The sequence below is a fragment of the Micrococcus sp. TA1 genome, from assembly GCF_014199555.1.
In the GTDB taxonomy this organism is placed as follows: Bacteria; Actinomycetota; Actinomycetes; order Actinomycetales; family Micrococcaceae; genus Citricoccus.
Genome location: NZ_JACHNW010000001.1, coordinates 1,526,485 through 1,552,917 on the forward strand (window position 1 = coordinate 1,526,485; position 26,433 = coordinate 1,552,917).

The 26,433-nt window shown below is 71.0% G+C and carries 23 protein-coding genes; 6 read left to right on the forward strand and 17 right to left on the reverse strand.

Translation table 11 applies throughout. The annotated features are described in order from the left end of the window. Nucleotides 1-16: 16 nt before the first annotated feature. The 7 genes from era to hrcA are packed head-to-tail and all read right to left on the reverse strand — an operon-like array spanning nucleotide 17 to nucleotide 6,838. Entirely contained in the window at nucleotides 17-982 is a 966-nt protein-coding gene (era, locus tag GGQ69_RS06695) for a GTPase Era (protein WP_183526198.1), read from the reverse strand. Continuing rightward, nucleotides 979-2,331 carry a hemolysin family protein gene (locus GGQ69_RS06700; protein WP_183526201.1) on the reverse strand — a complete coding sequence of 451 codons (1,353 nt, stop codon included), beginning with the start codon at nucleotides 2,329-2,331 and terminating at the stop codon, nucleotides 979-981. Before GGQ69_RS06700 ends, era begins: the two co-directional genes overlap by 4 nt. 3 nt (nucleotides 2,332-2,334) lie before the next feature. After that, nucleotides 2,335-2,808 carry an rRNA maturation RNase YbeY gene (ybeY, locus tag GGQ69_RS06705; RefSeq protein WP_010145375.1) on the reverse strand — a complete coding sequence of 158 codons (474 nt, stop codon included), beginning with the start codon at nucleotides 2,806-2,808 and terminating at the stop codon, nucleotides 2,335-2,337. Beyond that, the gene (locus GGQ69_RS06710) at nucleotides 2,798-3,787 is read right to left on the reverse strand and encodes a PhoH family protein (RefSeq protein WP_010145376.1); all 990 of its coding nucleotides are present in this window, start codon (nucleotides 3,785-3,787) and stop codon (nucleotides 2,798-2,800) included. The genes ybeY and GGQ69_RS06710 overlap by 11 nt, the downstream gene beginning before the upstream one ends. 46 nt (nucleotides 3,788-3,833) lie before the next feature. Beyond that, nucleotides 3,834-4,622 (reverse strand): 16S rRNA (uracil(1498)-N(3))-methyltransferase, encoded by a 789-nt coding sequence (locus GGQ69_RS06715; protein ID WP_183526204.1) that lies wholly within the window; start codon nucleotides 4,620-4,622, stop codon nucleotides 3,834-3,836. Nucleotides 4,623-4,632: 10 nt separating this feature from the next. Next, nucleotides 4,633-5,766 (reverse strand): molecular chaperone DnaJ, encoded by a 1,134-nt coding sequence (gene dnaJ / locus GGQ69_RS06720; RefSeq protein ID WP_010145378.1) that lies wholly within the window; start codon nucleotides 5,764-5,766, stop codon nucleotides 4,633-4,635. Nucleotides 5,767-5,824: 58 nt separating this feature from the next. After that, on the reverse strand, nucleotides 5,825-6,838 hold the full coding sequence (hrcA, locus tag GGQ69_RS06725) for a heat-inducible transcriptional repressor HrcA (RefSeq protein ID WP_029139326.1): 1,014 nt from the start codon (nucleotides 6,836-6,838) through the stop codon (nucleotides 5,825-5,827). A gap of 222 nt (nucleotides 6,839-7,060) precedes the next feature. Between hrcA and GGQ69_RS06730 the strand changes: the two genes are divergently transcribed. Then, nucleotides 7,061-7,945, forward strand: a complete 885-nt coding sequence (locus GGQ69_RS06730) for a DUF3097 family protein (protein ID WP_183526207.1) — start codon at nucleotides 7,061-7,063, stop codon at nucleotides 7,943-7,945. Nucleotides 7,946-8,018: 73 nt separating this feature from the next. Beyond that, a complete protein-coding gene (locus GGQ69_RS06735) occupies nucleotides 8,019-8,450 on the forward strand; it encodes a DUF4870 domain-containing protein (RefSeq protein WP_183526210.1) in 432 nt (143 codons plus the stop codon). Between the two features lie 87 nt (nucleotides 8,451-8,537). Here the strand turns inward: GGQ69_RS06735 and hemW are convergent, their stop codons facing one another. Continuing rightward, the gene (gene hemW, locus GGQ69_RS06740) at nucleotides 8,538-9,818 is read right to left on the reverse strand and encodes a radical SAM family heme chaperone HemW (RefSeq protein ID WP_183526213.1); all 1,281 of its coding nucleotides are present in this window, start codon (nucleotides 9,816-9,818) and stop codon (nucleotides 8,538-8,540) included. Nucleotides 9,819-9,858: 40 nt separating this feature from the next. Next, a complete protein-coding gene (gene lepA / locus GGQ69_RS06745; protein ID WP_029139329.1) occupies nucleotides 9,859-11,718 on the reverse strand; it encodes a translation elongation factor 4 in 1,860 nt (619 codons plus the stop codon). Between the two features lie 150 nt (nucleotides 11,719-11,868). Here lepA and GGQ69_RS06750 point away from each other — a divergent pair, with 150 nt between their 5' ends. Both GGQ69_RS06750 and rpsT read left to right on the forward strand, forming a co-directional pair. After that, nucleotides 11,869-12,531: a type II toxin-antitoxin system PemK/MazF family toxin gene (locus GGQ69_RS06750; protein WP_183526216.1), complete on the forward strand. Its 663-nt coding sequence runs from the start codon at nucleotides 11,869-11,871 to the stop codon at nucleotides 12,529-12,531. A gap of 140 nt (nucleotides 12,532-12,671) precedes the next feature. Next, entirely contained in the window at nucleotides 12,672-12,938 is a 267-nt protein-coding gene (rpsT, locus tag GGQ69_RS06755) for a 30S ribosomal protein S20 (protein WP_010145386.1), read from the forward strand. A gap of 142 nt (nucleotides 12,939-13,080) precedes the next feature. Here the strand turns inward: rpsT and holA are convergent, their stop codons facing one another. From holA to glpK, 7 genes are all read right to left on the reverse strand, one after another. Next, nucleotides 13,081-14,085 (reverse strand): DNA polymerase III subunit delta, encoded by a 1,005-nt coding sequence (gene holA / locus GGQ69_RS06760; RefSeq protein WP_183526219.1) that lies wholly within the window; start codon nucleotides 14,083-14,085, stop codon nucleotides 13,081-13,083. Nucleotides 14,086-14,090: 5 nt separating this feature from the next. After that, nucleotides 14,091-16,670 carry a ComEC/Rec2 family competence protein gene (locus GGQ69_RS06765; RefSeq protein WP_183526222.1) on the reverse strand — a complete coding sequence of 860 codons (2,580 nt, stop codon included), beginning with the start codon at nucleotides 16,668-16,670 and terminating at the stop codon, nucleotides 14,091-14,093. Between the two features lie 112 nt (nucleotides 16,671-16,782). Then, nucleotides 16,783-17,619 carry a ComEA family DNA-binding protein gene (locus tag GGQ69_RS06770; protein ID WP_183526225.1) on the reverse strand — a complete coding sequence of 279 codons (837 nt, stop codon included), beginning with the start codon at nucleotides 17,617-17,619 and terminating at the stop codon, nucleotides 16,783-16,785. A 68-nt stretch (nucleotides 17,620-17,687) separates the two neighbouring features. Beyond that, a complete protein-coding gene (locus GGQ69_RS06775; RefSeq protein ID WP_370577123.1) occupies nucleotides 17,688-18,671 on the reverse strand; it encodes a DegV family protein in 984 nt (327 codons plus the stop codon). Nucleotides 18,672-18,755: 84 nt separating this feature from the next. Then, nucleotides 18,756-21,254, reverse strand: coding sequence for a leucine--tRNA ligase (gene leuS / locus GGQ69_RS06780; RefSeq protein WP_183528380.1), 2,499 nt, complete (start codon nucleotides 21,252-21,254; stop codon nucleotides 18,756-18,758). 159 nt (nucleotides 21,255-21,413) lie between these two features. Next, entirely contained in the window at nucleotides 21,414-22,334 is a 921-nt protein-coding gene (locus GGQ69_RS06785; protein WP_183526230.1) for a type II CAAX prenyl endopeptidase Rce1 family protein, read from the reverse strand. A 140-nt stretch (nucleotides 22,335-22,474) separates the two neighbouring features. Then, nucleotides 22,475-24,013 carry a glycerol kinase GlpK gene (glpK, locus tag GGQ69_RS06790; protein WP_183526233.1) on the reverse strand — a complete coding sequence of 513 codons (1,539 nt, stop codon included), beginning with the start codon at nucleotides 24,011-24,013 and terminating at the stop codon, nucleotides 22,475-22,477. 191 nt (nucleotides 24,014-24,204) lie between these two features. On the opposite strand from glpK, the gene GGQ69_RS06795 reads away from it, so the two are divergent. Both GGQ69_RS06795 and GGQ69_RS06800 read left to right on the forward strand, forming a co-directional pair. Beyond that, nucleotides 24,205-24,909 (forward strand): DUF6318 family protein, encoded by a 705-nt coding sequence (locus tag GGQ69_RS06795; protein WP_183526268.1) that lies wholly within the window; start codon nucleotides 24,205-24,207, stop codon nucleotides 24,907-24,909. Between the two features lie 65 nt (nucleotides 24,910-24,974). Continuing rightward, nucleotides 24,975-25,904: a hypothetical protein gene (locus GGQ69_RS06800; RefSeq protein WP_183526271.1), complete on the forward strand. Its 930-nt coding sequence runs from the start codon at nucleotides 24,975-24,977 to the stop codon at nucleotides 25,902-25,904. A 56-nt stretch (nucleotides 25,905-25,960) separates the two neighbouring features. Here GGQ69_RS06800 and GGQ69_RS06805 read toward each other — a convergent pair whose 3' ends face one another. Continuing rightward, a complete protein-coding gene (locus tag GGQ69_RS06805; RefSeq protein ID WP_255459440.1) occupies nucleotides 25,961-26,368 on the reverse strand; it encodes a hypothetical protein in 408 nt (135 codons plus the stop codon). Between the last annotated feature and the right edge of the window lie 65 nt (nucleotides 26,369-26,433).

Here is a 26,433-nt window from a genome sequence, read left to right on the forward strand (position 1 = left end):
GCGGGTCGGGAGAGCGTCAGAACCCCAGCCGGCCGAGCTGCTTGGGATCGCGCTGCCACTCCTTGGCGACCTTGACCCGCAGGTCGAGGTAGACGGGGGTGCCCAGGAGCCGCTCGATCGAGGTGCGGGCCTGGGAGCCGATCGCCTTGAGCCGGGAGCCGCCCTTGCCGATGATGATCGCCTTCTGGCTGTCCCGCTCCACGAACACGTTGGCGTGCACGTCCAGCAGCGGCCTGTCCGCGGGCCGTCCCTCTCGGGGGTTCATCTCCTCGACCACGACGGCCACGGAGTGCGGCAGCTCGTCCCGCACCCCCTCCAGGGCCGCCTCGCGGATCAGCTCGGCGACCATGACGGCCTCCGGCTCGTCCGTGAGCTCGCCCCCGGGGTACAGCGGCGGGGACAGGGGCAACTGACCGGCCAGCACCTCGGCCACGTCCTCCACCTGGTGGCCCTTGACCGCTGAGACGGGCACGACGGCGGCAAAGCCGGCCCCGCCGTTCTCCGGGCCCAGGACCTCGTCCCCCAGCGCCGTGACGGCCAGCAGCTGCTCGGCGACCTGGTCCGGCTTCACCTTGTCCGTCTTGGTCACCAGCGCCACGACCGGGCGGCGGTTCAGCAGGGCCAGCTGGCCGGCGATGTAGCGGTCCCCCGGCCCGATCCTCTCGTCCGCCGGGATGCAGAACCCGACGGCGTCGACCTCACCCAGCGTCTCGGCCACCAGGTCGTTGAGCCGCTGGCCCAGCAGGGTCCGGGGCCGGTGCAGCCCGGGGGTGTCCACCAGCACCAGCTGGAAGGCGTCCCGGTGGACGATGCCGCGGATGGTGTGCCGGGTGGTCTGCGGCTTGGAGGAGGTGATGGCCACCTTCTCCCCCACCAGGGCGTTGGTCAGCGTGGACTTGCCGGCGTTGGGCCGCCCCACGAGGGAGACGAATCCGGCCCGGAAGCCCTCGGGTACCGCGTTGGGGTCGAGCAGGTTGGTCATCGGGTCTCCCGGTATGCGTGGGCGTCGGTGTGTTCGTCCTCGTCCTGAGGTGCCGGCACCAGTTCGGTGCCCGGCCGGCGTCGGGGTCCGGCGGTGTCCCGGACGATGAGACGGGCGACGCGGTTGCGACGCCCCTCGAGGGACTCGGCGGTCAGTTCGATGCCCTGTACGGTCACGCACGAGCCCTGGATCGGGACCCGGCCGAGGGTCTTGGCGAGCAGGCCGCCGACGGTGTCGATGTCGTCCTCGTCGTCCAGGTCCACGCCGAACATCTCGGCGAAGTCGTCGATGCCCATCCGGGCATCCACCCGGAAGGTCCCGTCCTGGAGGGGTTCGACCTCGGGCCGGTCCTGCCGGTCGTACTCGTCCGAGATCTCCCCGACGATCTCCTCGATGAGGTCCTCGAGCGTGACCAGTCCGGCGGTGCCACCGTACTCGTCGACCACGATGGCCACGTGCTTGGACTCGCGCTGCAGTTCCGGCAGCAGTGCGGAGACCTGCTTGGACTCCGGGACGAACCGGACGTCCCGGGCCACGGGGTCGACGGGCGCGGTCCGGTCCACGTCGCCGTCGGGACCGCGGTGCAGGGCCCGGGCGACGTCCTTGAGGTAGACCATCCCGAAGACCTCGTCGGCGTTGTCCCCGATCAGCGGGATGCGGGAGCAGCCCGAGCGCAGGAACAGGTTCATCGCGTCCTCGAGGGAGGTGCCCGTCTCCATCGTGACGATGTCGGTGCGCGGGACCATGACGGCCCGCACGAGCGTGTCCCCCATGTCGAAGACCGACTGGATCAGTTCGGCCTCGGAGTCCTCCAGGACGTCGGCGTCGTTGGCGCGGGCCACGAACTCGCGGAAGTGCCGCTCCTCGATCTCCGCGGCCTCCTCCTCCTCGTCCTCCGAACGTGGCCCGGGCGCGGCGAACCGGGCCGGGAGCGGGCCGAGCAGCACGGTGAGGAACCGGACGAGGCCGGCGGTGCGCTGGGCGGCGGCCACCTCGTGCCGGGTACCGACCTGGCGCGGGGAGAGCACCACCAGCAGCAGTGCCACCAGGCCCATCAGGACCGTGGACACCACCGCGGTGAGCCACACGATCCCGATCAGCGAGTGGATGAACAGGGTGCCGGCGACCGCCGCGGTGGTCTCGGCGAACAATCGCCAGAACCGCAGGGCGTGCAGGTGCTCGGGCAGGCGGGCCATCACGGTGAGGATTGGGCTGCGCGGGCGCCGCAGGGCGATGCCCTCGGCCTCCTTGCGGGACAGGTAGCCCAGGGACGTCTCGGCCACGGCCAGCGTCCAGGTCAGGAGCAACAGCAGCGCCAGCAGCACCGCCAGCAGGATGGTGGTCAGCACGGCTCAGTCCTCGGTGGGATCGGGCGCCGGCCGGCCGAGGTAGTCCCCGAGCAACCGGGCCTGCAGGCCGAACATCTCGGCGCGGTCCTCGGGCTCCTCGTGGTCGAAGCCGAGCAGGTGCAGGATGCCGTGGGTCAGCAGCAGCAGGATCTCATCCGACGTCGGGTGCCCGCCCCGGGCGGCCTGCACGGCCGCCACCTGGGGGCAGATGACCACGTCGCCGAGCAGCCCCTCGGGGCTGGGCGCCTCGGGGGTGCCCGGACGCAGCTCGTCCATGGGGAAGCTCATCACGTCCGTGGCCCCGGGCAGGTCCATCCACTCCAGGTGCAGCTGCTCCATGGCCGCCTCGTCCACGCAGATCACGGACAGCTCGGCCCCGGGGTGGACGTGCAGTCCGGCCAGCACGGACCTGGCCAGTCCCAGCAGCGACTCCTCGTCGACGGCGACGCCGGACTCATTGACGATCTCAACGGCCATGGCTGAGCCCCTCGTAGGCGTCCACGATCCGGCTGACCAGGCGGTGCCGGACCACGTCGGTGGAGGTCAGCCGCACCACCGCGATGTCGTCCACGCCCTCGAGCACGGAGACCGCCTGCGCCAGCCCGGAGTCGGTCCCGCGGGGCAGGTCGACCTGGCTGGTGTCCCCGGTGACGACCATGTGCGAGCCGAAGCCCAACCGGGTCAGGAACATCTTCATCTGCTCACCGGTGGTGTTCTGGGCCTCGTCGAGGATGATGAAGGCGTCGTTGAGCGTGCGGCCGCGCATGTACGCCAGCGGGGCCACCTCGATGGTGCCGTCCGCCATGAGCCGGGGGATCGACTCCGGCTCCACCATGTCGTGCAGGGCGTCGTAGAGCGGGCGCAGGTAGGGGTCGATCTTCTCGGACAGCGTCCCCGGCAGGTACCCCAGGCGTTCCCCGGCCTCGACCGCGGGGCGGGTCAGGATGATCCGGTTGACCTCCTTGGCCTGCAGTGCCTGGACGGCCTTGGCCATGGCCAGGTAGGTCTTGCCGGTGCCGGCCGGCCCGAGCCCGAAGACGACGGTGTGCTCGTCGATGCACTCGACGTAGCGCTGCTGGTTGACCGTCTTGGGCCGGATCTTGCGTCCCCGACTGGACAGGATGGAGGCCGAGAGCATCCCCGAGGCCCGGGCCCCGGACCCGCCCCGGACCAGGGTGGACACCTGTTCCACCACCTCCGGGGTGATCGTGGTGCCCCGCCGGGCCAGCACGTTGAGGTCCTCGATGATCTGGCGCGCCTGGCCCACGTCGGCGGTCCGCCCGTCCACGTCCAGGTCCTGGCCCCGGACGGCCAGGGCCAGTCCGGGGTAGATGCCCTCGAGGATGCGCAGCAACAGGTCCTGCGTGCCCAGGGTCCGGACCATGTCCTCGGCGGAGGCGAAGGTGATGGTGATCTGGTCCCGGTCGGTTCCGGTCGAATCGGTGGGGAGGCTCAAGGCGGGGGGTTCAGCTCCTGCTGTGGTGGGTGGCTCTGGTGGAAGTCTACGACCGGGACCCGAAACGTCCCAGCAGTTGCTGGACGACGGCGGTCGCCGCGGGCCCCGCGGTGGAGGACCGCAGCACGTTGCGCCCCAGCAGGACGGGCACGGCCCCGGCCTGGGTGAGCGCCGTGAGCTCGGCCGGGCTGATGCCGCCCTCGGGGCCCACGACCATCACGATCCGGTCCACGGCGGCCGCCTCGGCCACCGCCTCGCCGAGCGGGGCCTGCGCCTCCTCGTGGAGGACCAGCACCAGCGTCCCGGGGCCGCAGACTGACGCGACCCCGACGCCGTCGAGCATCTCGCGGGCCTCCGGCACCCGGGTGCGCCGGGCCTGTTTCGCGGCCGCCAGCAGGGCGGCCTCCCACTTGGCCAGGGCCTTGGCCGTCTTGTCGGTCCGGGCGCCCTTGCCCGGCTTCCCGCCCGTCCACCGCACGATGGAGCGCTCGGCCTGCCAGGGATGGACCGCGTCCAGCCCGAGCTCGGTTCCGGCCTGGACGGCCATCAGGTCCCGGTCGCCCTTGGCCAGTGCCTGCACGAGGACCAGCTCCGGAAGCGGTGCCGGTTCGTCCGTGACGGACCGGGCGGTCGCCTCCAGCCGGTCGGGGGCGGCGGCGACGACGGTCGCCGTGACCCGGCGTCCGGAGCCGTCGGCTACGTCGAGCGGCTCCCCCGGGCCCAGCCGCATCGACTGGGCGGCGTGGCGGGCCTCGGCGCCGGTGAGCACGACGGCGTCACCGGGCGCGGTGGTGGCCAGCGAACCGGCGTCGAGGTAGAACAGCGGGTTGCTCACGGGCGATCGCTCACAGGTTCTTGAGGTTGTCCCGCAGCTTGGAGAACAGCCCGCGGTGCTCGGTGCTGCCGTGCACGGCCTCCTCACCGCGGGCCATCGCGAGCTCCGCGAGCAGTCGCCGCTGCTCGTCGTCGAGCCGGGTGGGGGTCTCCACGCGCAGGGTGACCTTCAGGTCCCCGCGGCCGGAACCGCGCAGCCGCCCGACGCCCAGGCCCTTGAGCACCTGCACCTCACCCGACTGGGTGCCCGCCCGGACCGGCACCTGCTGTTCACCGTCGAAGGTGTCCAGCGTGAGCTCGGTGCCCAGGGCGGCGGCCGTCATCGGCACGGTCATGGTCGCCAGCAGGTCGTCGCCGTCCCGCGTGAACACGTCGTGGTGCCGGACGTCGATCTCCACGTAGAGGTCGCCGTTGGGGCCGCCGCCCGGGCCGGCCTCCCCCCGTCCGGCCAACTGGATGCGGGTGCCGGTGGCGACGCCGGCGGGGATCTTGATGGTCAGGGACGCGCGGTCGCGCACGCGGCCCTGGCCGTTGCACTCGCGGCAGGGATCCGGGATGACGGTGCCGAAGCCCTGGCACGCCGAACAGGTCTCGGCGGCCATCACCGTGCCCAGGATGGAACGGACGGGGCGGCGGATGGCGCCCTGGCCGTGGCAGATGGAACAGGTCTCGGGGTGGGTGCCGGGCCGGCAGCAGGAGCCGTCACACTCCGGGCAGACCACCGCGGTGTCCACCTCGAGGGTCTTGTCCACGCCGAACACGGCGTCCACCAGGTCGATCCGCGCGGTGATCAGCGCGTCCTGGCCGCGGCGGGACCGGCTCGCCGGGCCACGCCCGCCGCCGCCCATGCCGCCACCGCCCCCGAAGAACGTCTCGAAGATGTCCTGGAAGCCGCCGAAGTCACCCCCGCCGAATCCGCCCATGCCGCCGGTGCCGTTCTCGTGGCCGGTCGCGTCGTAGTTGCGCCGCTTGTCCTCGTCCGAGAGCACCTCGTAGGCGCGGGTGACCTCCTTGAACTGGTCTCCGGCCTCCGGGGCGGGGTTGACGTCGGGGTGGAGCTTGCGGGCCAGCTTGCGGTAGGCGCGCTTGATCTCCTCGGCAGAGGCGTCACGGCTGACGCCGAGGACCTCGTAGTGGTCTGCCACGGTGTGGGGTATTCCTTCCGGACGGGATTCGTGTTCGGGTCTGATGCGGCCCGGCAGTCTACTGGGACAGGATCCTGGACAGGTAGCGGGCGATGGCGCGGACCGCGGTCATGGTGCCGGGGTAGTCCATGCGGGTGGGTCCGACGACCCCGAGCTTGGCGCCGGCCCCGGGTCCGTAACCGGCCGCGATGACCGAGGTCTCGGCCAGCGAACCGGTGTTCTCGGACCCGATGCGCACGCTCAGGCCCCGCACATCCTGCTCCATCTCGGTCAGCAGGCGCAACAGCACGACCTGCTCCTCGAGGGCCTCCAGGATGGGGCCGATCGAGTACGGGAAGTCCCCCGGTGACCGGGCCAGGTTGGCCGTGCCGGCCATGATGATGCGGTCCTCGCGCCGGGCTGCCAGCAACTGGTCCAGCTGGCCGGCCAGGACGCCCGCCAGTTCCCGGTCCTGCTCCGGCACGGTCGCCATGGCGGCCCGGAGCCCGTCGGCGGCCTGGACGGGGGTCAGGCCGTCGAGGTGGCGCAGGAACAGCTGCTTCAGGGCGTTCAGGGAGGTCTCCGAGACGTCCTGCTCGGTGGTGACGGCGCGCTGGTCCACCTGGCCGGAGGACAGGATCACCACCGCCAGGACGCGGCGGGGGGCCAGGGCGACCAGTTCCAGGTGCCGCACGGTGGAGGAGTCCAGGTGCGGGTACTGCAGCACGGCCACCTGGTGGGTCAGCTGGGAGAGCAGCCGGACGGTGCGGGACATCATCTCGTGCAGGTCATCGGAGGAGTCCAGCAGGGTCTGCACAGCCCGGCGCTCCGCGGCCGAGAGCGGCTTGACCTCGGAGATCTGGTCCACGAAGACGCGGTAGCCCTTGTCCGTCGGGATGCGCCCGGCCGAGGTGTGCGGGGCCACGATCAGCCCCTCGTCCTCCAGGGCGGCCATGTCATTGCGCACGGTCGCCGAGGACACGCCCAGCTGGTGGCGGTCCACGAGGGCCTTGGAGCCGACCGGTTCCCGGGAGGCCACGTAGTCCTCCACGATCGCCTGCAGCACCTGCATGCGGCGCGGCTGCTCGCTCATCTCACCCTCCCGTCGTCGGTCAGTGGTGCACCGGTCGTCCCGGCCATGCACTTAGCACTCGTCGAGTTCAAGTGCCAAGTCTAATACCTCTGTCCAGTCCGCTCCCGGCGCCTCCCGCCACCCGGTCGTGTCCGAGCCGTCCCGCTCCGCCCACGACCCGGTTCACGCCGGGCGCGAGCCGTTCCCCGGGCTCTCCGGGACGCCTTGCTAGCGTCGGGGCCCATGGAATGGAACAGCTGGGGACCCGGCACCCTGGACGGCGGCTTCCGGCCGGCGGCCCGCGCCGTGCCGGAGGTCCCCGCGGACCGCGGCACGGTCCTGGAGGACGCCGGCACGGGATTCACCGGGGCCGTCCTGCGGGTGGAGAAGTCCGGCGGGGTGCACCTGGTGGTGCTGGAGGACCGCAGGGGCCGGACGAAGTCCTTCCCGCTGGGCTTCGGCTTCCTCGTGGACGGCGACCCGGTCCAGGTGGTGCCCCCCGCGCCTGCCGCTCCGGGCCGCACGCTCGGGGTGACGGGCAAGGCCCTGCCGGCCAGGACGGCGTCGGGGTCCGTGCGGGTGAGCCACGCCCGGGCCCGCACCGCGCGCGCCTCCCGCATCTGGGTGGAGGGCCTGCACGACGCCGAGCTGGTGGAGAAGGTCTGGGGTGAGGACCTCCGGCTGGAGGGGATCGTCGTCGAGCCCCTGCACGGCGTGGATGACCTCGCCGGTGCGATCGCCGACTTCTCCCCCGGGCCGCAGCGCCGGCTCGGGATCCTCGTGGACCACCTCGTGTCCGGGTCCAAGGAGGAGCGCATCGCCGCGGAGGCGATGCGGGTGCCCGGGGCGCGCGGCAACGTGCTGATCGTCGGCCACCCCTACGTGGACGTCTGGCAGGTCATCAAGCCGGCCGTGCTGGGCATCGAGGCCTGGCCGGTGGTGCCCAGGGGCCAGGATTGGAAGACCGGGATCCTCAAGGGCCTGGGCTGGCCGCACCGGACCAAGGAGGACGTCGGCCTCGGCTGGAAGCGGCTGCTCTCCCGGGTGCGCACCTACGCCGACCTCGAGCCCGCCCTGCTGGGCCGCGTCGAGGAGGTCATCGACTTCCTCACCGCCGTGGGCGACTAGCAGCGGCGGATATCCACGTAGGATGTCCTACGGAATCCGGCGTAGTACCCCCACTCCCGAGAGGCAGAAGGACGTGTCACAGCAGCAGCCCAGCGGTCCGCACCGCCAGCGTCCGGTCGCCGCGCCCCGGCGCGACCAGCACCTGCAGGGCTCCCCTGCCAAGGCCGCACCCCTGACGCCCGCGCAGGACCGCCAGTGGGCCACCTTGGCGCACTTCGGCGGCATCCTGGGCTTCGTCCCCTCCCTGGTGATCTACCTCGTCTTCCGCCACCGCGGGCCCTTCACGGCCCAGGAGGCCAAGGAGGCGCTGAACTTCACGCTGCCGCCCACGGTGCTGGCGATCGTGGCGAACCTGCTGGCCCTGATCCCCGTGGTCGGCGGGGTCTTCGGGATCATCGCGATGCTCATCTGGCTGTTCATGACCATCTCCGGCCTGGCCGCGGGCATCCACTGCAACAAGGGCCGGCCGTACCGGTACCCGTTCAACCTGCGCCTGATCCAGTAGGCCCGTCCGTCCGTCCTCACAGGACATGTCCGGCGCGGGACCGCACCGGATGGGTCCCCTCGGGGATGACGAACCGGTGGGGGCGTCTCAGAACCCCGCCAGCCGCCGCACGATCGCGTCGTCCAGCAGGCGGCCCTGCAGGGTCGGGATGATCCGGCCGGCCAGGGCGGCCCGGCCATCCAGCAGTCCCTCGGCGATCATCGCCGCGATCTCACCCCTGGCCTGGGCGCCGCCGTCCGGTGCCACGTCCAGGACGCTGGTCTCCAGGCCCTCCGACAGCCGGACACCGAGCATGACGCGCTCCAGGAACCTGGCCTCGGCATCGGGTTCCTCCCGGCCCACGGACGGTGACACGCCGGTGGCCAGACGCTGGGCGTAGGCGGCCGGGTGCTTGGCGTTCCAGAACCGGACGCCGGCGAGGTGGGAGTGGGCGCCCGGGCCGGCACCCCACCAGTCCTGGTCGCGCCAGTAGGCCATGTTGTGGCGGGCGCGGTGGATGCCCTCGTCCAGCGGATCCAGGGCCCAGTTGGAGATCTCGTACCACCGGTAGCCGGCCTCGGCGAGCAGCCGCTCGGCCAGCAGGTACTTGTCCGCCTGGTCGTCGGGGTCGACGTCGGCCTGGACGCCGCGCTTGACGGAGGACCCGAACTTGGTGCCCTCCTCGACGATCAAGGAGTACGCGGAGACGTGGTCCGGGCGCAGCGCCAGCGCCGCCTCCACCGTGGTCCGCCAGTCCTCCAGGGACTCTCCCGGCGTGCCGTAGATGAGGTCCAGGGACACCTCCAGGCCCGCGTCCCGGGCCCACCCGACGGCGGCCGGCACGTTCTCCGGGCGGTGCGTGCGGTCCAGGGTGGCCAGCACGTGGGGCACCGCGGACTGCATGCCGAAGGACACGCGGGTGAAACCCCCGGCGGCCAGTTCGGCCAGCGACCGCGCGGTGACCGAGTCCGGGTTGGCCTCGGTGGTGACCTCGGCTCCCGGCGCGAGGCCGAAGACCTCGCGGGCCCGGCCGAGGATGCCGACCAGGTCCGCGGCGGGCAGCAGCGTGGGGGTGCCGCCGCCGAAGAACACGGTCTCCAGCTGCCGTGCCGGCACGTCCGAGGCCGCCAGCACCCCGGCGGCGAAGTCGAACTCGCCGGTCACCGTGCCGGCATAGCTGGAGCGGGACGCCCCGGGACCCAGGTCCTCGGCGGTGTACGTGTTGAAGTCGCAGTACCCGCAGCGGACCTCGCAGAACGGCACGTGGACGTACAGGCTGAACGTCCGCGGCGCGCCGGCGGACTCGGCCTCACGCACTCGGCGGGCCACGTGCGCGGGCAACCGGCCGTCGTCGGGCGCGGGGTCACCCTCGGGAAGGATGGAAGGCAAGCGGTACTACTCTCCTACTACTGCTGCTGCGATGTGCTGGCTACTTCTTGGCGCCGGTCTCGGAACCCGCGCCCTCGGAGGACAGGGCGGCGATGAAGGCCTCCTGAGGGACCTCCACCCGGCCGACCATCTTCATGCGCTTCTTGCCCTCCTTCTGCTTCTCGAGCAGCTTGCGCTTGCGGGAGATGTCACCGCCGTAGCACTTCGAGAGCACGTCCTTGCGGATCGCGCGGATGTTCTCGCGGGCGATGATGCGGGAGCCGATCGCGGCCTGGATCGGCACCTCGTACTGCTGCCGGGGGATGAGCTCCTTGAGCTTGCCCGTCATCATCACGCCGTAGGAGTAGGCGTTGTCCTTGTGGGTGATGGAGCTGAAGGCGTCCACCTGCTCGCCCTGTAGCAGGATGTCGACCTTGACCAGGTCCGCGACCTGATCGCCGTCGGTCTTCCACTCCAGGGAGGCGTAGCCCTTGGTGCGGGACTTCAGCTGGTCGAAGAAGTCGAAGATGATCTCCGCCAGCGGGATCCAGTAGCGGATCTCCACCCGCTCCTCGGAGAGGTAGTCCATGCCGCGCATCTGCCCGCGCTTGCCCTGGCACAGCTCCATGACGGCACCGATGAACTCCGAGGGGACGATGATCGTGATCGAGGCCATCGGCTCGCGGACCTCGTTGATCTTGCCCTCGGGGAACTCGGACGGGTTGGTCACGGTGATGACCTGTCCGTCCTCCCGGGTGACCTCGTAGACCACGTTCGGTGCGGTGGAGATCAGCGCGAGGTCGAACTCTCGCTCGAGCCGCTCGCGGATGATCTCCAGGTGCAGCAGGCCCAGGAAGCCCACGCGGAAGCCGAAGCCCAGGGCCACCGAGGTCTCCGGCTCGTAGACCAGGGCCGCGTCGTTGAGCTTGAGCTTGTCCAGCGCGTCGCGCAGCACCGGGTAGTCGGAGCCGTCGATGGGGTACAGGCCGGAGAACACCATCGGCTTGGGGTCCTCGTACCCGCCGATGCGCTCCGTGGCCGGCTTGGCCGCCGAGGTGACCGTGTCACCGACCTTGGACTGGCGCACGTCCTTCACGCCGGTGATCAGGTAGCCCACCTCGCCCACGGCCAGGCCCTTCGAGGGGATCGGCTCGGGCGAGGACACGCCGATCTCGAGCAGCTCGTGGGTGGCGCCCGTCGACATCATGGTGATCTTCTCCCGCGGGGAGAGCCTGCCGTCCACCACGCGCACGTAGGTGACGACGCCGCGGTAGGTGTCGTAGACGGAGTCGAAGATCATGGCCCGGGCCGGACCGTCCGTGTTCCCCTGGGGAGCCGGGATCTCGGCGACGACGCGGTCCAGCAGGGCCTCCACGCCGACACCGGTCTTGCCGGAGACGCGCAGGACGTCGTCCGGATCGCAGCCGATCAGGCCGGCGATCTCGGCCGCGTACTTCTCGGGCTCGGCCGAGGGCAGGTCGATCTTGTTCAGGACCGGGATGATCGTCAGGTCGTTCTCCATGGCCAGGTACAGATTGGCCAGGGTCTGTGCCTCGATCCCCTGCGCGGCGTCCACCAGCAGGATCGCGCCCTCACAGGCGGCGAGTGAGCGGGAGACCTCGTAGGTGAAGTCCACGTGCCCGGGGGTGTCGATCATGTTGAGCGCGTAGTCGGCGCCGTCCACGTTCCACGGCATGCGCACGGCCTGGGACTTGATGGTGATGCCGCGCTCGCGCTCGATGTCCATCCGGTCCAGGTACTGGGCCTTCATGTCCCGGGGCTGGACCACGCCGGTGGACTGCAGCATGCGGTCGGCCAGGGTGGACTTGCCGTGGTCGATGTGCGCGATGATGCAGAAGTTACGGATCACCGCCGGATCGGTGGCGGCGGGCACCGGGGCGTGGATCGCCATGGGCGACACGGGCATCTTCCTTCGACTGGGGAACGTGGGCGCGCCTGGCGGGGCCAGGCGGGACTGGCTCCCCATTCTTCCATGTTTCCCGCCGCGGATCCGCCTCGATGCGACGCGCTCGTTCCCCGCGGCGCGGACACCCGTTGGTAGGTTCGTGCCATGGCCCTGAACCTGAACCGCCTGCTGTCCGCCGGCCGTGCGGTGGCCCGCCTCGTCCGGGACGTCCGGCGTTCCTCCGCGCCCTCCCCCGGACGGCACGACGACGGCACCGGCTCCCAGCGCTCCCGCCCCCAGCCCCGCCTGCCCGGGTCGCGGCAGGGCTCGACCCGCCCGGCCCAGCCCCGCGTCGTCCCGGGCGGTGCGCGACCGGGCAGCGCGCGACCGGGCGATGCGGCCGGCGTCGGGCCTGCGGGTGAGGTCCTGGACTACCCGGGTGACTTCCACGGCCGGGCCAGGGTGGAGTACGACCCGGCCCCCGGCCCCGAGGCCGGGCCGGGCGAGATCGTGTGGACGTGGGTGCCGTTCGAGGAGCTCGACGGCCGGGGCATGGACCGCCCCGTCCTGGTGGTCGGCCGCAACGGTGACTACCTGCTGGTCGCCCAGCTCACGACGCGGGATCGCAACAACGGGGTACGGCGGGACCGGGACTACATCGACATCGGCACCGGCCCGTGGGACTCCAGGGGCCGGCCGTCCGAGGTGAAGCTGGACCGGATCCTGCAGGTCAGTCCACGCGACGTCCGGCGGGAGGGTGGGGTGCTCCCCCGGAACGCGTTCGAGACGGTGGCCCGCGGACTCCACGACCAGAACGGGTGGTCGTGATAGACTAACCAGCTGTGTGTCCGCGCAGGTCGACGGGCACTCCCGGAACGGCTTTTCCATGGCATCCCCACGCCTCTCAGTCGCCGGATCCGGGAATATCCCTCACCGACCAAAGTCAGAAGCAACAGAAAGACTCTTTCGTGGCCAACATCAAGTCCCAGAAGAAGCGCATCCTCACCAACGAGAAGGCTCGCCAGCGCAACGTCGCCGTGAAGTCCGAGCTGCGCACCGCCATCCGCGCCGTGGACAAGGCCGTCACCGCCGGTGACCAGGCCGCCGCCGCCTCCGCCGTCGCGCTGGCCAGCAAGAAGCTGGACAAGGCCGTCAGCAAGGGCGTCATCCACAAGAACCAGGCTGCCAACCGCAAGTCCGGTATCGCCAAGCGCGTGAACAAGATCAGCGCCTGATCCTCACGCTGCGCCGGCGCCCCGCGCCAGGCACCGAGGCCCCCGTCCCATCGGACGGGGGCCTCGTGCGTTCAGCGGACGTCACCGGCCGGTGAACCAGGGTGAAACCGGTCGGTGCGCTGCAGGGCGCCGCGCCGGGTTGTCAGCGCCGGGCCGTGAGGGCGATGCGGGTGACGACGCGCTCGACGGCGTACTCGGCGTCCTTGGCCAGTCCCTTGGCCTCGGCGTCGGCCTGCGCGACCCACTCGATGGCTGCCGCGATGGTCGCGGGATTCCAGAACCGGACGGTCTCCGAGACGCGCTTGGCCTGCCAGGGGGCCATCCCCAGGACCTGGGCGACCTGGCCCTGCGAGATGCGGGCGTCGACGATCCTGGCGATCTGCCGGGTCTTCATGGCCAGGGCCCCCGTGATGGCCGGTGCGGAGACCCCGGTGGCCAGGGCGTGCCGCAACAGCGCGGTGGCCTGGCCGGCCCGGCCCTCGATGGCCGCGTCGGCGACCCGGAAGGCGGTGGCCTCGACCCGTCCGCCGTAGTACCGGTCCACGACCTGGGTGGTCACGGTCCCCTCGGTGTCCGCGGCCAGCTGCTGACAGGCCACCGCGAGGTCGGTCAGCGATCCGCCCGTGGCGTCGATGAGGGACCGGACGGCCTCCTGGTCGATCGACCGGCGCCGGGACCGGAACTCGCCGACCACGAAGTCGGCCTTGTCCGCGTCGGACTTGATGGGCTGGCACTCCACCAGCACCCCGGACGAGGTGACCACGTCCAGCAGCCTCTTGCCGCGGTTGCCTCCGGTGTGGCGCAGGATCAGGGTGACGTCATCGGCGGGGGCGGCCACGTAGTCGAGGCAGTCGGCCAGGAACGCCTCGTTCATGTCCTGCAGGCCCTCGGCCAGGACGATCTTCGCCTCGCCGAACAGGGACGGGCTGGCCAGCATGGACAGTTGTCCGGACTGGTAGTCGGCGGCATCCAGCCGGTGGAGCTCCAGGCCCGGGTCCGCCTGCCGCAGCGCGGTCCTGACCCGGTCCGTGACCCGGGTGGCGATGAAGTCCTCGGGCCCCTTCAGGAGCATGAGGGGCGCCGGTTCCACGCGTCGCCAGTCGGTGCCGGAGCTGGTGGATCGGCGAGAGCGGCTGGGGGCGGGCATGTGTGTCATCCTACCGGGACGGTGCCCGCCGCCCGGCCGGTCACCGCGGGTGCGAACTGGCCGGTCACGGTCGGCACCAGCTGTCCGTCGCGGAGTGAGACGACCGTCGTGCCGTGCTCATCGGTGCGCACGACCGGCCCGTGCCGCTGGAGCTCGGTGATGACGGACGGGTGCGGATGCCCGTAGCTGTTCTCCCGGCCGACCTGCACCACCGACAACGCCGGCATCAGGGCGCGCACGAGGTCGTTCCCACCGTTCCTGGCCCCGTGGTGGCTCACCTTGAGCACGTCCACCGTCTCCGGGAACACTCCCTGGCGCAGCAGTGCACCGGTGGCTTCCTGCTCCATGTCCCCCGTGAGCAGGACGGTGTAGGACCCCTGAGGCGTGTGCACGGTGGCCGCCATCTGCAGGGAGGCATCGTTCTCGTCGCGCGCCTCCGAGTCCGCGGCCAGCACCTCCCAGTCCACCCGCCATGCCGATGCCGGCTCACCCACCGTGCCCGTCTCCCCCACCCCCGGCCGGCGCGCACCGGCGGGGGTGCGAGCGCCTCCGGCGCCCTCGGCGGCAGATCGGTCCTCGCGGTCCCCTGCGCCCGGCCCGCCGGCCCCGGGGGTGGCCATGCTCGAGTAGACGACGGCAGCAGGCTGGCAGCACTCGGCGAGCGCGGCGGCGGAACCCGCATGGTCCTGGTGCAGGTGGGACAGCACGAGCAGGTCGATCCGCTCCACACCGACGTTCCGGAGGCAGGACGTCGCCGCCCCCGGGTCCGGGCCCGTGTCGACCACCATCGCCGACCGCTGCCCCGTGCGCAGGACCAGCATGTCCCCCTGGCCGACATCGCAGGCGGCCAGGGACCAGTCCCGCGGGACGGGCCCGGCCGGTGGGGAGACGACGAGGGCAAGCTGACTGCCGACGGCGGCGCACACGAGCGTCCACGCCGCGGCCAGCGACCACCGCAGGGTCCGGGAGGACGGGGCGCCGCGCGGAACCGGACCGGCGGGGATCCGGCGCACGCGGGCGGGCCGCGTGCGTTCCCACCGCAGCAGCAGCCAGAGCAAGGCCAGGGCCGCGAGCACGTGCAGGGCCACCAGGACTGCCCCGAGCGCTCCCCCGGGCCAGGGATGGAGCGCTCCCGGCAGTGACGACAGGGCGCCGGCGATCCAGCCGATCCCTGCGGCCGGCCAGCCGATCAGCCAGAAGATGGCGGCGGCCAGGCCGGGGAGCGGCACGGCGAGGATGGCAGCCGCCGTGCCCGGCACGGTGATGAGGGGGACGAGGGGTGCCGCGAGCAGGTTGGCGGGCACCGCATAGCTGCTGAGCGTGCCCGCGATCCCCACCAGCACCGGCTGGCAGGCGACCTGGGCACAGACGGTCACCGCGAGCGCGGCTCCGATCGTCCCGGCGACCGGTCCGGGCAGTATCCTCCCGAGCGTGGCGGTCAGCCACTGTTCCACCGGTCGTGCGGCCAGGACGATGCCGGCGGTGGCTGCCAGGGAGAGCTGGAATGCGGGTTCGGCGGCCAGCGCCGGTTGCCAGCACAGCAGGACGCAGCCGGCCAGGCACAGCAGCGGCAGGGCCTGCCGTCCCCGCCCGAAGAACACCGCCCAGGCGCCGATCCCGCCCATCACGGCGGCCCGGATCACGGAGGGTTCCGGGCCGACGATGATGACGAAGACGACCAGCACCCCCAGGACCGCGCCCAACACCACCGGACGACGGATCCGCAGGGTGCGCAGTGTCATCACGACTGCGCCGGCCAGGAGGGTGCAGTTGGCCCCGCTGACGGCGGACAGGTGACTGAGCCCGGAGGCCTTCATCGCCTCGTCCAGTTCCGGGTCCTGCACGGAGCGGTCCCCCAGGACGAGTCCTGGAAGCAGCTGGGGTGCCGCGCCCACGCTACCGGCCGCCGCGTCTCGGACCGCCGCTCGCACCACTTCGCGCCCCGTGCTCCGGCCCATGCCGCTCTCCGGGCCTGTCCCGCCATCCAGGTCCGGGCATGACCCGGCATCCGGGCCGGTGCGGGCACGAGCGAACACCGTGGTACCGGACGGTTCGAGGTCGGCCGTCAGGCATACCCGTGTGCCAAGCTCCATACCGTCCCACTCTGCATCTCCAGAGACGACGACCTCGGTGCCTCGTGGAACGGTCCGTACCGGGTGTCCGAAGGCGTCTACGGCAACGGTGACGTGCCACCAGTCCCCGAAGGCCCCCGGGGATCTCACCGCCCCACCCGTCGCCCGACCGGAGAGGCGCACCGGCTGGCCCGCGGACACCGCGTCCTCCCAGCCGGAGGCCTTCACCGGGGCCCGGTCCCCGACGGCCTGCACTGCCGCGACGGCCGCGACCCACAGCGCACAGGCGGTGAGCGCCGTCAGGCTCACCAGTGCCACACGACCACTGCGCGCAATGGCAACCAACAGCACCGTGACCGCGGCGGCCGCCACTCCCAGGCCCCACGGCAGCATCTGCACCCACTCATACGGGAGGACCGGAACGACCAGACACGTCACCAGCGTCAGCAGCAGGGCCGGCACGAGCCGCACGTCGACCGGCCCGGGCACCGGTCCGGCAGTCGGTGGCCTCACCGGCCGTCCAGCCCGTCGGACCACCACGGCATCGTCGTCACCGGGCCGGATGCGGTGGGACCGGCCCGGGTGCGCCCTCGACCCCGACTCTGGGGCCGCCCTCGTGGTCGTCTCACCAGCTGACGAGTCCGTCGAGGCGTTCCATCATGGCCGGGCCGATGCCGGACACCGCGTCCAGGTCCGCCAGCGACCCGTAGGGTCCGACCTGCTCGCGGTGGTCGACGATCCTGCCGGCCAGCGCGGGGCCGATGCCGGGCAGCTGTTCGAGCTCGGCGGCATCCGCCGTGTTGACGTTGACCGTGCCGCTCGGGGAGCCGGGTTCACCCGGAGCCTCGTTCACCGGCTGTCCTCCAGGACCACTACCGGGTTCCGTCCCACCGGTCGCCAGTGGGGTGTCCGGTCCGGGCACGAGGATCTGGCTGGCGTCCACGGCCGGTGCGGCGAGGTTCAGCAGGTCGAGTCTCGCCCGCGTCGTCGACCCGCCGGCGGCATGGAGGGCGTCGGCAACGCGGGAACCGGGCGGCAGCTCCACGAGCCCCGGTTCGTGGACCTCTCCCGCCACGTGCACGATCACGGCCCCGGGGGCGGTGCCCACCGTGCCGTCGTCCTGGTCCACCGATGACGGCCCGACGCCTGGCCGGCCGGCTTCCGGTGGTCCGGGCACTGCCGTGGACGAGGGGCCGCGGTCCGTGCCCGCCCGCTGTTCAGCGTCCTCGGCGTCACGGCCGCGGTGCCCCTCCCGGTTCTCGAGGGCGGCGGCCTGGGGTGCCGGGGTGCCCGTCGGCCCGGCCGGTGAGATCAGCCAGCTGACGGCCCACCACGTGGCGGCGAGCACCGCCAGCAACAGGACGGCGGAGGTCACGACGCGCCCCCGCCACAAGGGGGCCACCGGAGGCGGCTGCTCCCAGTCCCCCGTCACGGAGGTGTCGTCCTGGCTGTGGCGTCCCATGCCTCCACCCTCGTCCGGCGGGACGGGCCCACGGGCAGGTCAGGGCACCGTGAGGGTGCGACACGCCGTCAGGAGGCGGGCTGTGGAGTGGGCACCGGGTTCATCGTGACCCCGAGCGCCCCCAGGCCCAGGTGCGCGGCCAGCACCGCGGGGAGCCGGATCACCGGCACGGGCATCGCGGACAGGCTCTGCAGGCGGCCGGCCAGTTCGTGGGCGGCCTCCTGGTTGCCGAAGCCGTGGACCGCGATGCGCTCGGAGGGCCCCGGCGGGTCCGAGTCCTGCGCCGCCTCCCGGACCAGTTCGACCAGACGCTCCGTCGCCCGGGCCGTGGTGCGCGGCCGGTCGACGAGGGAGACCACCCCGTCCTCGAGCGTGAGCACCGGCTTGACGTGCAACAGGGACCCCAGCAGGCCCGCCACCGTCCCGATCCGACCGCCCCGGCGCAACTGCTCCAGGTTGGGCACGGTGAAGAACACCCCGGCGTCCTGGCTCGCCGCGTCCACGGCGGACACCAGCTGGTCCGGGGCCACGCCGAAGCCCGCCCCGATCACGGCGTCGATCACCACCGTTCCGAGCGCGAACCCGGCCGTGTGCGAATCGACCACCGAGACGGGGATGAGGGACTCCCGCGCGGCCAGCCGCGCCGCCTCCACGGTCCCGGACAGCCTGCCGGACAAGTGGACGGAGATGATCTGCTCGAAACCGGCCTCGGCCAGCGACTGGTACACGGCACTGAACGCCCCAGGTGAGGGCCGCGAGGTCTTCACGGGTGTCCCGGCGGCCAGGGCCAGGGGCAGCTCCCGCAGCAGGTCGGGAGTGCCGTCCGTGTAGATCTGGTCGCCGATCATCACCGGCATGGGCACCTGGCGCAGGCCGCGGGCCAGCGGGTGGGCGAGCACCTCGGCCGGGATCGAGGCCGAGGAGTCGGTGACGATCGCGGTCCGCCCCTTCCGCGGCGGACGGAGTCCGAGCCGGACCCGGCCGCTCTGGGCGGCCCGCAGCTGGCGGATCCGGACGAGCATGGCGGCCTGCCAGTCGGCGATGTCGACCACGCGCACTCCCTTCAACGCCCGACGGTTCCGGCTTTAACCTAGGCGACCCGGGGCACCACGGCCCCGGGTCGCCTGCTCTGGGTCTCAGATGACGATGTTGACCAGCTTCGGCTCGCGCACGATGACCTTGCGGACCTCGGCCCCGTCGAGGACGCGCTGGACGGCCTCGGACGCCAGCGCCAGCGCCTCCAGGTCGGCCGCGGAGATGTCCACGGCCACCTCGAGGCGGTCCCGGACCTTGCCCTTGACCTGGACCACGGCGGTGGTGGTGTCCTCCACCAGCAGCGCCTCGTCCACGGCCGGCCAGCCGGCCCGGGCCACCGACGGCTCGTGGCCCAACCGGGCCCACATGTCCTCGGCGGTGTAGGGGGCGAACAGGCTCAGCAGCACGGCCACGGCCTCCACGGCCTCCCGGACGGCGGGGTCGCCCGCGCCGGCACCGGAGTCGATCTCCTTGCGGGCGGCGTTGACGAGCTCCATGGTCCGGGCGATGACCACGTTGAACTTGTGCTCGTCCAGCAACCGGGCGGCATCCGCCACCGTGCGGTGGGTGACCTGGCGCAGGGACTTCACGCCGCCGTCGGGATCCGTGCCCGGCGCCGCGCCGGCGGACTGCACGTCCTGGGCCAGCCGCCACGCACGGGCCAGGAACTTGGCCGAGCCCGACGGCGAGACGTCCGCCCAGTCCACGTCGTCCTCCGGCGGGGAAGCGAAGATCATCGTCAGGCGCACCGCGTCCACGCCGAAGGTGTCCAGCTGCTCGCCGAGGTCCACCCCGTTGCCGAGCGACTTGGACATGGCCTTGCCGCCGTTGAGCACCTGGCCCTGGTTCAGCAGCGCCTTGAACGGCTCCGTGAAGGACACCAGGCCCATGTCGTAGAGCGCCTTGGTGAAGAAACGCGAGTAGAGCAGGTGCAGGATCGCGTGCTCCACGCCGCCGACGTACTGGTCCACCGGCAGCCAGCGGTCCACGGCGTCGCGGTCGAAGACCTGGGTGTCGTCGTGGGCCGAGGCGTAGCGGATGTAGTACCAGGACGAGTCCACGAAGGTGTCCATGGTGTCGGTGTCCCGCAGCGCCGCGCCCCCGCAGGACGGGCACGTGGTGTTGACCCACTCCTCGATGCCGGCCAGCGGGGACTTGCCCTTCGGCGCCAGCTTCTCCCCGGTGACGTCGGTCGGCAGCAGCACGGGCAGCTGGTCCTCCGGCACGGGGACCTCGCCACAACCGGCGCAGTGCACGATCGGGATCGGTGCGCCCCAGAACCGCTGGCGGGACAGCAGCCAGTCCCGCAGGCGGTAGTTCACGGTGCCGCGGCCGGTGCCCCGGCCGTCCAGGATCTCGATGGCGCGGCTGATCGCGGCGGCCTTGTCCAGGCCGTCCAGCTCGCCGGAGTTCACCAGGGTGCCGTCCCCGGTGGTGGCCACGCCAGAAACCGCCGGGTCCTCCTCACCGGTGTCCACGACCATGCGCACGGTCAGGTCCATGGCGCGGGCGAAATCCAGGTCGCGCTGGTCGTGGGCGGGCACGGCCATGATGGCGCCGGTGCCGTAGTCGGCCAGGACGTAGTCGGAGGCCCAGATCGGCAGCCGCTCGCCGTTCAGCGGGTTCACGGCATACCGGCCCAGGAAGACCCCGGTCTTGGAGCGTTCGGTGGACTGCCGCTCGATCTCCGAGACGTGCGTCAGTTCCTCGCGGTAGGCCTCCAGGGCCTCGCGGTGCTCCGGGTCCACCAGTTCCAGGGCCAGGTCGGCGTCCGCAGCCACGACCATGAAGGTCGAGCCGAACAGGGTGTCCGGGCGGGTGGTGAACACGGTGATCGACTGGCCGGGCTGGCCGTTGCGCGCCTCGACCTGGAAGTCCACGTGGGCTCCCTCGGAGCGGCCGATCCAGTTGCGCTGCATCGCCAGCACGCGATCGGGCCAGTGGCCCTCCAGCTCGGACATGTCCTCGAGCAGACGATCGGCGTAGTCGGTGATCTTGAAGTACCACTGGTTCAGGGACTTCTTGGTCACCTGGGTGCCGCAGCGTTCGCAGGCGCCATTGACGACCTGCTCGTTGGCCAGCACCGTCTGGTCCTTCGGGCACCAGTTGACCGGGGAGTCCTTCCGGTAGGCCAGGCCCTTGGCGTAGAACTGCTGGAACAGCCACTGGGTCCACCGGTAGTACTCGGGGTCGGAGGTGTGCAGCTGGCGGGACCAGTCGGTGGAGATCGCGTAGCGCTGGAACGAGGACTTCTGCGTCTCGATGTTCCGGTAGGTCCACTCGGCCGGGTGGGCGTTGTTCTTGATGGCGGCGTTCTCCGCGGGCAGCCCGAAGGAGTCCCAGCCGATCGGGTGCATCACGTCGTAGCCGAGTTGCGTCCAGTACCGGGCGACGACGTCGCCCATGGCGAAGGCCTCCGCGTGGCCCATGTGCAGGTCACCGGACGGGTAGGGGAACATGTCCAGCACGTAGCGGCGCTCCGCGGACCCGTCGTCCAGCGGCGCGAAGGTCTCGTGCTTCTCCCAGTAACCGCCCCAGCGGTCCTCTAGGGCCCGGAACGAGTACTCCTCGGGCGCGGCCTGGGTGGCCTGCCCCGTCACGGGGTCCTGGGGAGTACCTTGCGCTGCCTGGCTCACGGAAGTCCTGTCCTTGAAGTGCGGTGGAAACGGGGTGTCAACATCACGACGCCGGCCCGTCAACCGGGCGCTCGACGCGCCCGCCCATCCTACTCCGCGGCGGCTGTCGCCTCGGAACCGCGCCTACGGCGGCTGCCGGCGGTGAACCGGCCCGCCACGACGGACCGTGCCCGTGCCGTCCCGTCGACGCCGCTCGCTCCTGGCCGCGAACCACAGGACGGTGACCATCACGGCCAGCACGTCGGCGAAGCCCAGGATCGCGGCCCAGGGCAGCACGATGTCCCCGCCGCGCAGGTTGCTGTAGAAGGACCTCATCGGGACCAGCAGGGGCCAGAGGACGGCCACGTTGCGCACCACGGCGAATGCGGTGGAATACACCACACCGAGCCCGAAGAGGAACACCATCTCCCTCAGGCCCATGCCGTAGCCGATGTGGTAGGCGGCGTACAGGGCTGCAGCACCGCCCACGCCGGGCACGGAACCGAAGCAGGCCTCCAACCGGGTCTGTACGAAACCGCGGAAGTAGACCACTTCGAAGAGGCCGACGGTCAGGGCAAGGAACAGCAACGGGACCCAGTCCACCGGACGTGGCAGGGCGTAACCCCACAGCGTGAGCAGGAACTGCACGGCCGCCAGGACGAGTCCCAGGATGAGCGCCTGACGCAGGTTGTCCCGGCGGAACCCGAGCTCGGCCAACGCCCTGCGCCGGATCCAGGTCGTGTACACGACCGGTCCCACCACGCCCAGCAGCATCCCGGCCGCGAAGCACAGGAACAGGCCCAGGGTGTTCTGCTGGGTGAACACGCGGAACGCCAGCCAGAACAGCGCCACGACCCCGGTGTACAGCACTGCCACCACGGCGAGGTCGGGCCAGTCCACGCGCATCGCCAGCCGGGGCCTGTCCCCCGGGACGACCAGCATCAGGATGAGGGCGAGCGCCGGGATGGTGATCCCGTACAGCAGTTCGTTGCCGGCACCCAGCAACAGCAGGGCACCGACGAGGAAGAGCGGCCACGCCATCCGCCGCACGGCCTGGAGGTCCATCTCTACCGCCTAGTACACGCCTGGCCCCGGGGACCAGGGAAGGTGTTGACAGGCACAGTGTGCGCGCGGTCCCTGCGGCGTTCAATGCCGCGAGCACGGGACACCAGGGCCAGTTCCCCGGACCCGGCACGGCCCTACGCTCAGGCGCGTTCCGACGCCGGCTCCGTCATCCAGCCCATCGACCGGCTGATGGCCTTCTGCCAACCGGACAGGAGTCCTTCGCGGTGCGAGGCGTCCATCCTCGGCTCCCAGCGGCCGCCCTCGCGCCAGAGTCCGGCCAGTTCCTCCAGGCCCGACCACACGCCGGCGGCGAGTCCCGCGGCATGGGCGGCCCCGACCGCCGTCGTCTCCACCTGTTCCGGACGCACCACCGGGACGCCCAGGATGTCGGCCTGGAACTGCATCAGGTCGTCGTTGACGGTCATGCCACCGTCCACCCGCAGTTCCTCAGGACGCTGGCCGGTGTCCGCCACCACCGCCTCCAGCACGTCCCGCGACTGGTAGGCGGTCGCCTCCAGGGCCGCTCGGGCCAGGTGGCCCGCCGTGGCATAACCGGTCAGTCCGGCGATCAGCCCGCGGGCGTCGGGGCGCCAGTACGGGGCGTAGAGACCGGAGAACGCGGGTACGAAGTAGACGCCCCCGTTGTCCTCCACGGTGCCCGCGAGCGCCTCGACCTCGGCCGAGGTGCGGATGAGGCCGAGGTTGTCCCGCAGCCACTGCACGAGCGAGCCGGCCACGGCCACGGACCCCTCCAGCGCGTAGGCGGCCGGCGCGTCCTCCACCTGGTAGGCGACCGTGGTGACGAGTCCGTGGGAGGAGGGCTCCGCCGTCGTGCCGGTGTTCTGCAGCATGAAGCATCCCGTGCCGTAGGTGTTCTTGACGTCCCCGCGGTCGAAGGCCGCCTGGCCGAAGGTCGCCGCCTGCTGGTCGCCGAGGATGCCGCAGACGGGGACGCCGTTCAGTGGTTCGGCCCCCACGATGGTGCCGAGCTCTCCCACGGACGGGTGGATCCGGGGCAGCATCGAGGCGGCCAGGTCCGGGTCGATGCCGAAGACCGACGCGAGGTCCTCGTCCCAGTCGAGGGTGTCCAGGTCCATGAGCAGGGTGCGCGAGGCGTTGGTGACGTCCGTGGCGTGGACTCCGCCGTCCGTGCCGCCGGTGAGGTTCCACAGCAGCCAGCTGTCGATGGTGCCGGCGCGCAGGCGGCCGTTGCGGGCCAGGTCGGCGGCCTCGGGAACGTTCTCCAGCATCCAGGCGATCTTGCCCGCGGCGAAGTAGGAGGCCAGGGGCAGTCCGGTGCGGGCGCGGACCGCGTCCTCGTGTCCGTCGGAGCGGAGCCGGGCCATGAGGGCGTCGGTGCGCGAATCCTGCCAGACCAGGGCCCGGTGGACGGGCCGGCCGGTGACCGCGTCCCACAGGACGGTCGTCTCGCGCTGGTTCGTGATCCCGACGGCGGCGATGTCCCCCGGGCGCATCCGGGCGCGGGTCAGAGCCAGGCCACTCAGCTCCCGGGTGTTCTCCCAGATCTCCACCGGGTCGTGCTCCACCCAGCCCGGGCGCGGGAAGTGCTGGCGGTGCTCGCGCTGGGCGCTGGCGATGATGGAGCCGGACTGGTCCATCACCACGACGCGGGTGGAGGTGGTGCCCTGGTCGATGCTGATCACGGCGCTGGGAGGCATGGCGGCAGGATACCGGCTGTGGACAGGGCGGACAGCGGATGGGGCGGCTGTGTTTGAATGTCGAGTGTGGCCTGGGACACGGGATGACTAGGCTCTTTGAACTGCTGTGGGGATGGCAGGCCGGGGCGTGCGAGCGCGGCTCCGGTGGCTGGCCTCGTGGCCTGACGGGGGGTTCCTCCATGACTGAACGAGTGAGCACGTTGCTGATGAGGCGCCCGACCGGGCGGGCGGGTGTTGCCGTGGCGGTACTGGCCCTGGCGCTGACCGCTTGCGGCGGTGGGGCCGACGATCCGGTCACCGGATCCCCGGCGAGCACTCCCTCGGCGTCGAGCGAGGCCTCGCCGGAACCGAGCGCATCTGAGAACGGGAAGGACTTGGCAGCACCCTCGGGGTCCTCGACGGCGTCGCCTGAGGCGGCGGACGGTGAGTTCGTCCCGGCGTCCTCCGAAGGGCCCGCCCAGAACGTGCCGGTACCCGAGATGCCGACTGCCGCCACGGAGCAGACCCAGGAAGGCCTGGAGGCCGCGCTGGAGTATTGGTGGGAAGCAGAGCGGTACCTCAAGCTGACTGGTGACCCTGATCCACTGCGAGCAATCTCGACCGAAGACTGTGCCTTGTGTGAAGAGTTGATCAAGAACTGGCCAGCAATTTATAGGGCTGACGGTTGGGCAGACATAGGAGAAACAGAAATGGAGGTCGCGTTTAGTTCGCTAGATAACAACAATCTCGGTGGACGGGCAATCTTGATGGTTTCGGAGGCGCCCGGTGAGGTCTACCGGCCCGACGGTTCAAGGGTGGAGTCGGCTTCGGGTGACGGAAGCAAAGACGTCGGCTGGGGTGCCGGCGCCAGATACTCCGGCGGGCAGTGGCAGATTGAAGACATGAGCGTGCAATGAAGACTGGAGCTCTGACCAGGTTGTTGGTTGCATGCACAATTCCTGCACTGCTGACCGCTAGTTCAATGACGGCTGTTGCCGATAATGACGATCCGTTCAGCCGCATTAAGGCCAACACGGGAGATGCCAGTGCGGATGTGAAAGTCGAGCGGGATCAAGCGGCAACTGGAGATAAGGCCGTGGACCTTGAAAGTACGGAGTCATCTGAGTCCAATTCCAGGTCTAAGGCGAATACCGGGCTCAAGTCTAAATATGTAGAGCTACTTCAACCCTTTTGCCTCGGGGGGCATGAAAACGACGGAACAGGGTACATCGACTGCTTCGAAATCGAGCAGACCCTGTGCACCGAGGATGGAAGCCAGTACGTCATCCGGGCACGCTATGAACGTGCTGATCCCACCAATTCGCTACAACGCTTCGGACAACCGTTCTGCTCCGAAGCGTCGGACCCGGTCATCAGTGATCCAGCAGAGGCCGAGCCGGAGGCTCCACCGATGCCCGTCGTGACGCTCGCTGACTTCCGGCGTCTGGACATAGCCCCCTCGAAGATCGAGTCGGACTCCGGCGGGTTCGGACTGATCCGGGCCAATACCAACTTCTATGCCACCGACAAGCCACAGACCCTCAACACCACCATGCTGGGCCAGCCGGTCGCCATCCAGGCAATCCCGGTGCAGTGGACGTTCACCTACGGCGACGGCAGTGCCCCGCTGGTCAGTACCACCCCGGGAGGGCCGCAGCGCGAGTTCAACCAGGAGACCACCACGTCCCACGCCTACCAGCAGACCGGTACCTTCCCGGTCACCGTGGCCACCGCCTACCGGGGACAGTTCTCCGTCAACGGTGGCCCCTGGATCGCCATTCCCGGCACCGCCAGTGTGCCCAGCACCCCGGTGGAAGCCGACATCTGGCGATCCGAGGCCAAGAACGTCGCCGAGGACTGCCACCAGAACCCCGACGGTTGGGCGTGCGCCAACCCCTTCATCGAAGACTGACCTGCCGCCCCACGACGGGGTCGGTGCATCAGGCGATGGGCCCATCGACCACGTTGCTAGCGCAGGGCGCCGACTGCCTGGAGGTCGCCCTCGGGTCGTCCCGCCGCTGCCCGACCGGCGTCCTCAGATCCCGAGCCCACGCGGCCGTCGGTCCGAAGGACGTCAGAGGAGACATCATGGCCGAGCCCCTCCCGGGGCCGTGGTTCCCGATGGCGCAGGTACATCACGAGCATGAAGGCCGAAGTCAGAAGGTAGAAGCCGTGCAGGGCCCAGATGGGACCGGTCGGCAGGCTGAACACGTAGACGGAGTGCACGACGTTGCCGAGATTCGCCAGCAAGAGGTTTCCCAGGCTGTACGACGCCAGGTCCCGGGTCCGCACGGCCTTGATCAGCATCGGCAGCACGCTGCCGACGAAGACGATCGAGGAGATCACTCCCGCCAGTACCGCCAAGTCGAAGTCCATGGTCCTCGTCGCTCTCCAGATCGGCTGATGCTTCCGGAACCAACGCTAGGAGTCCGCCTCCGGCG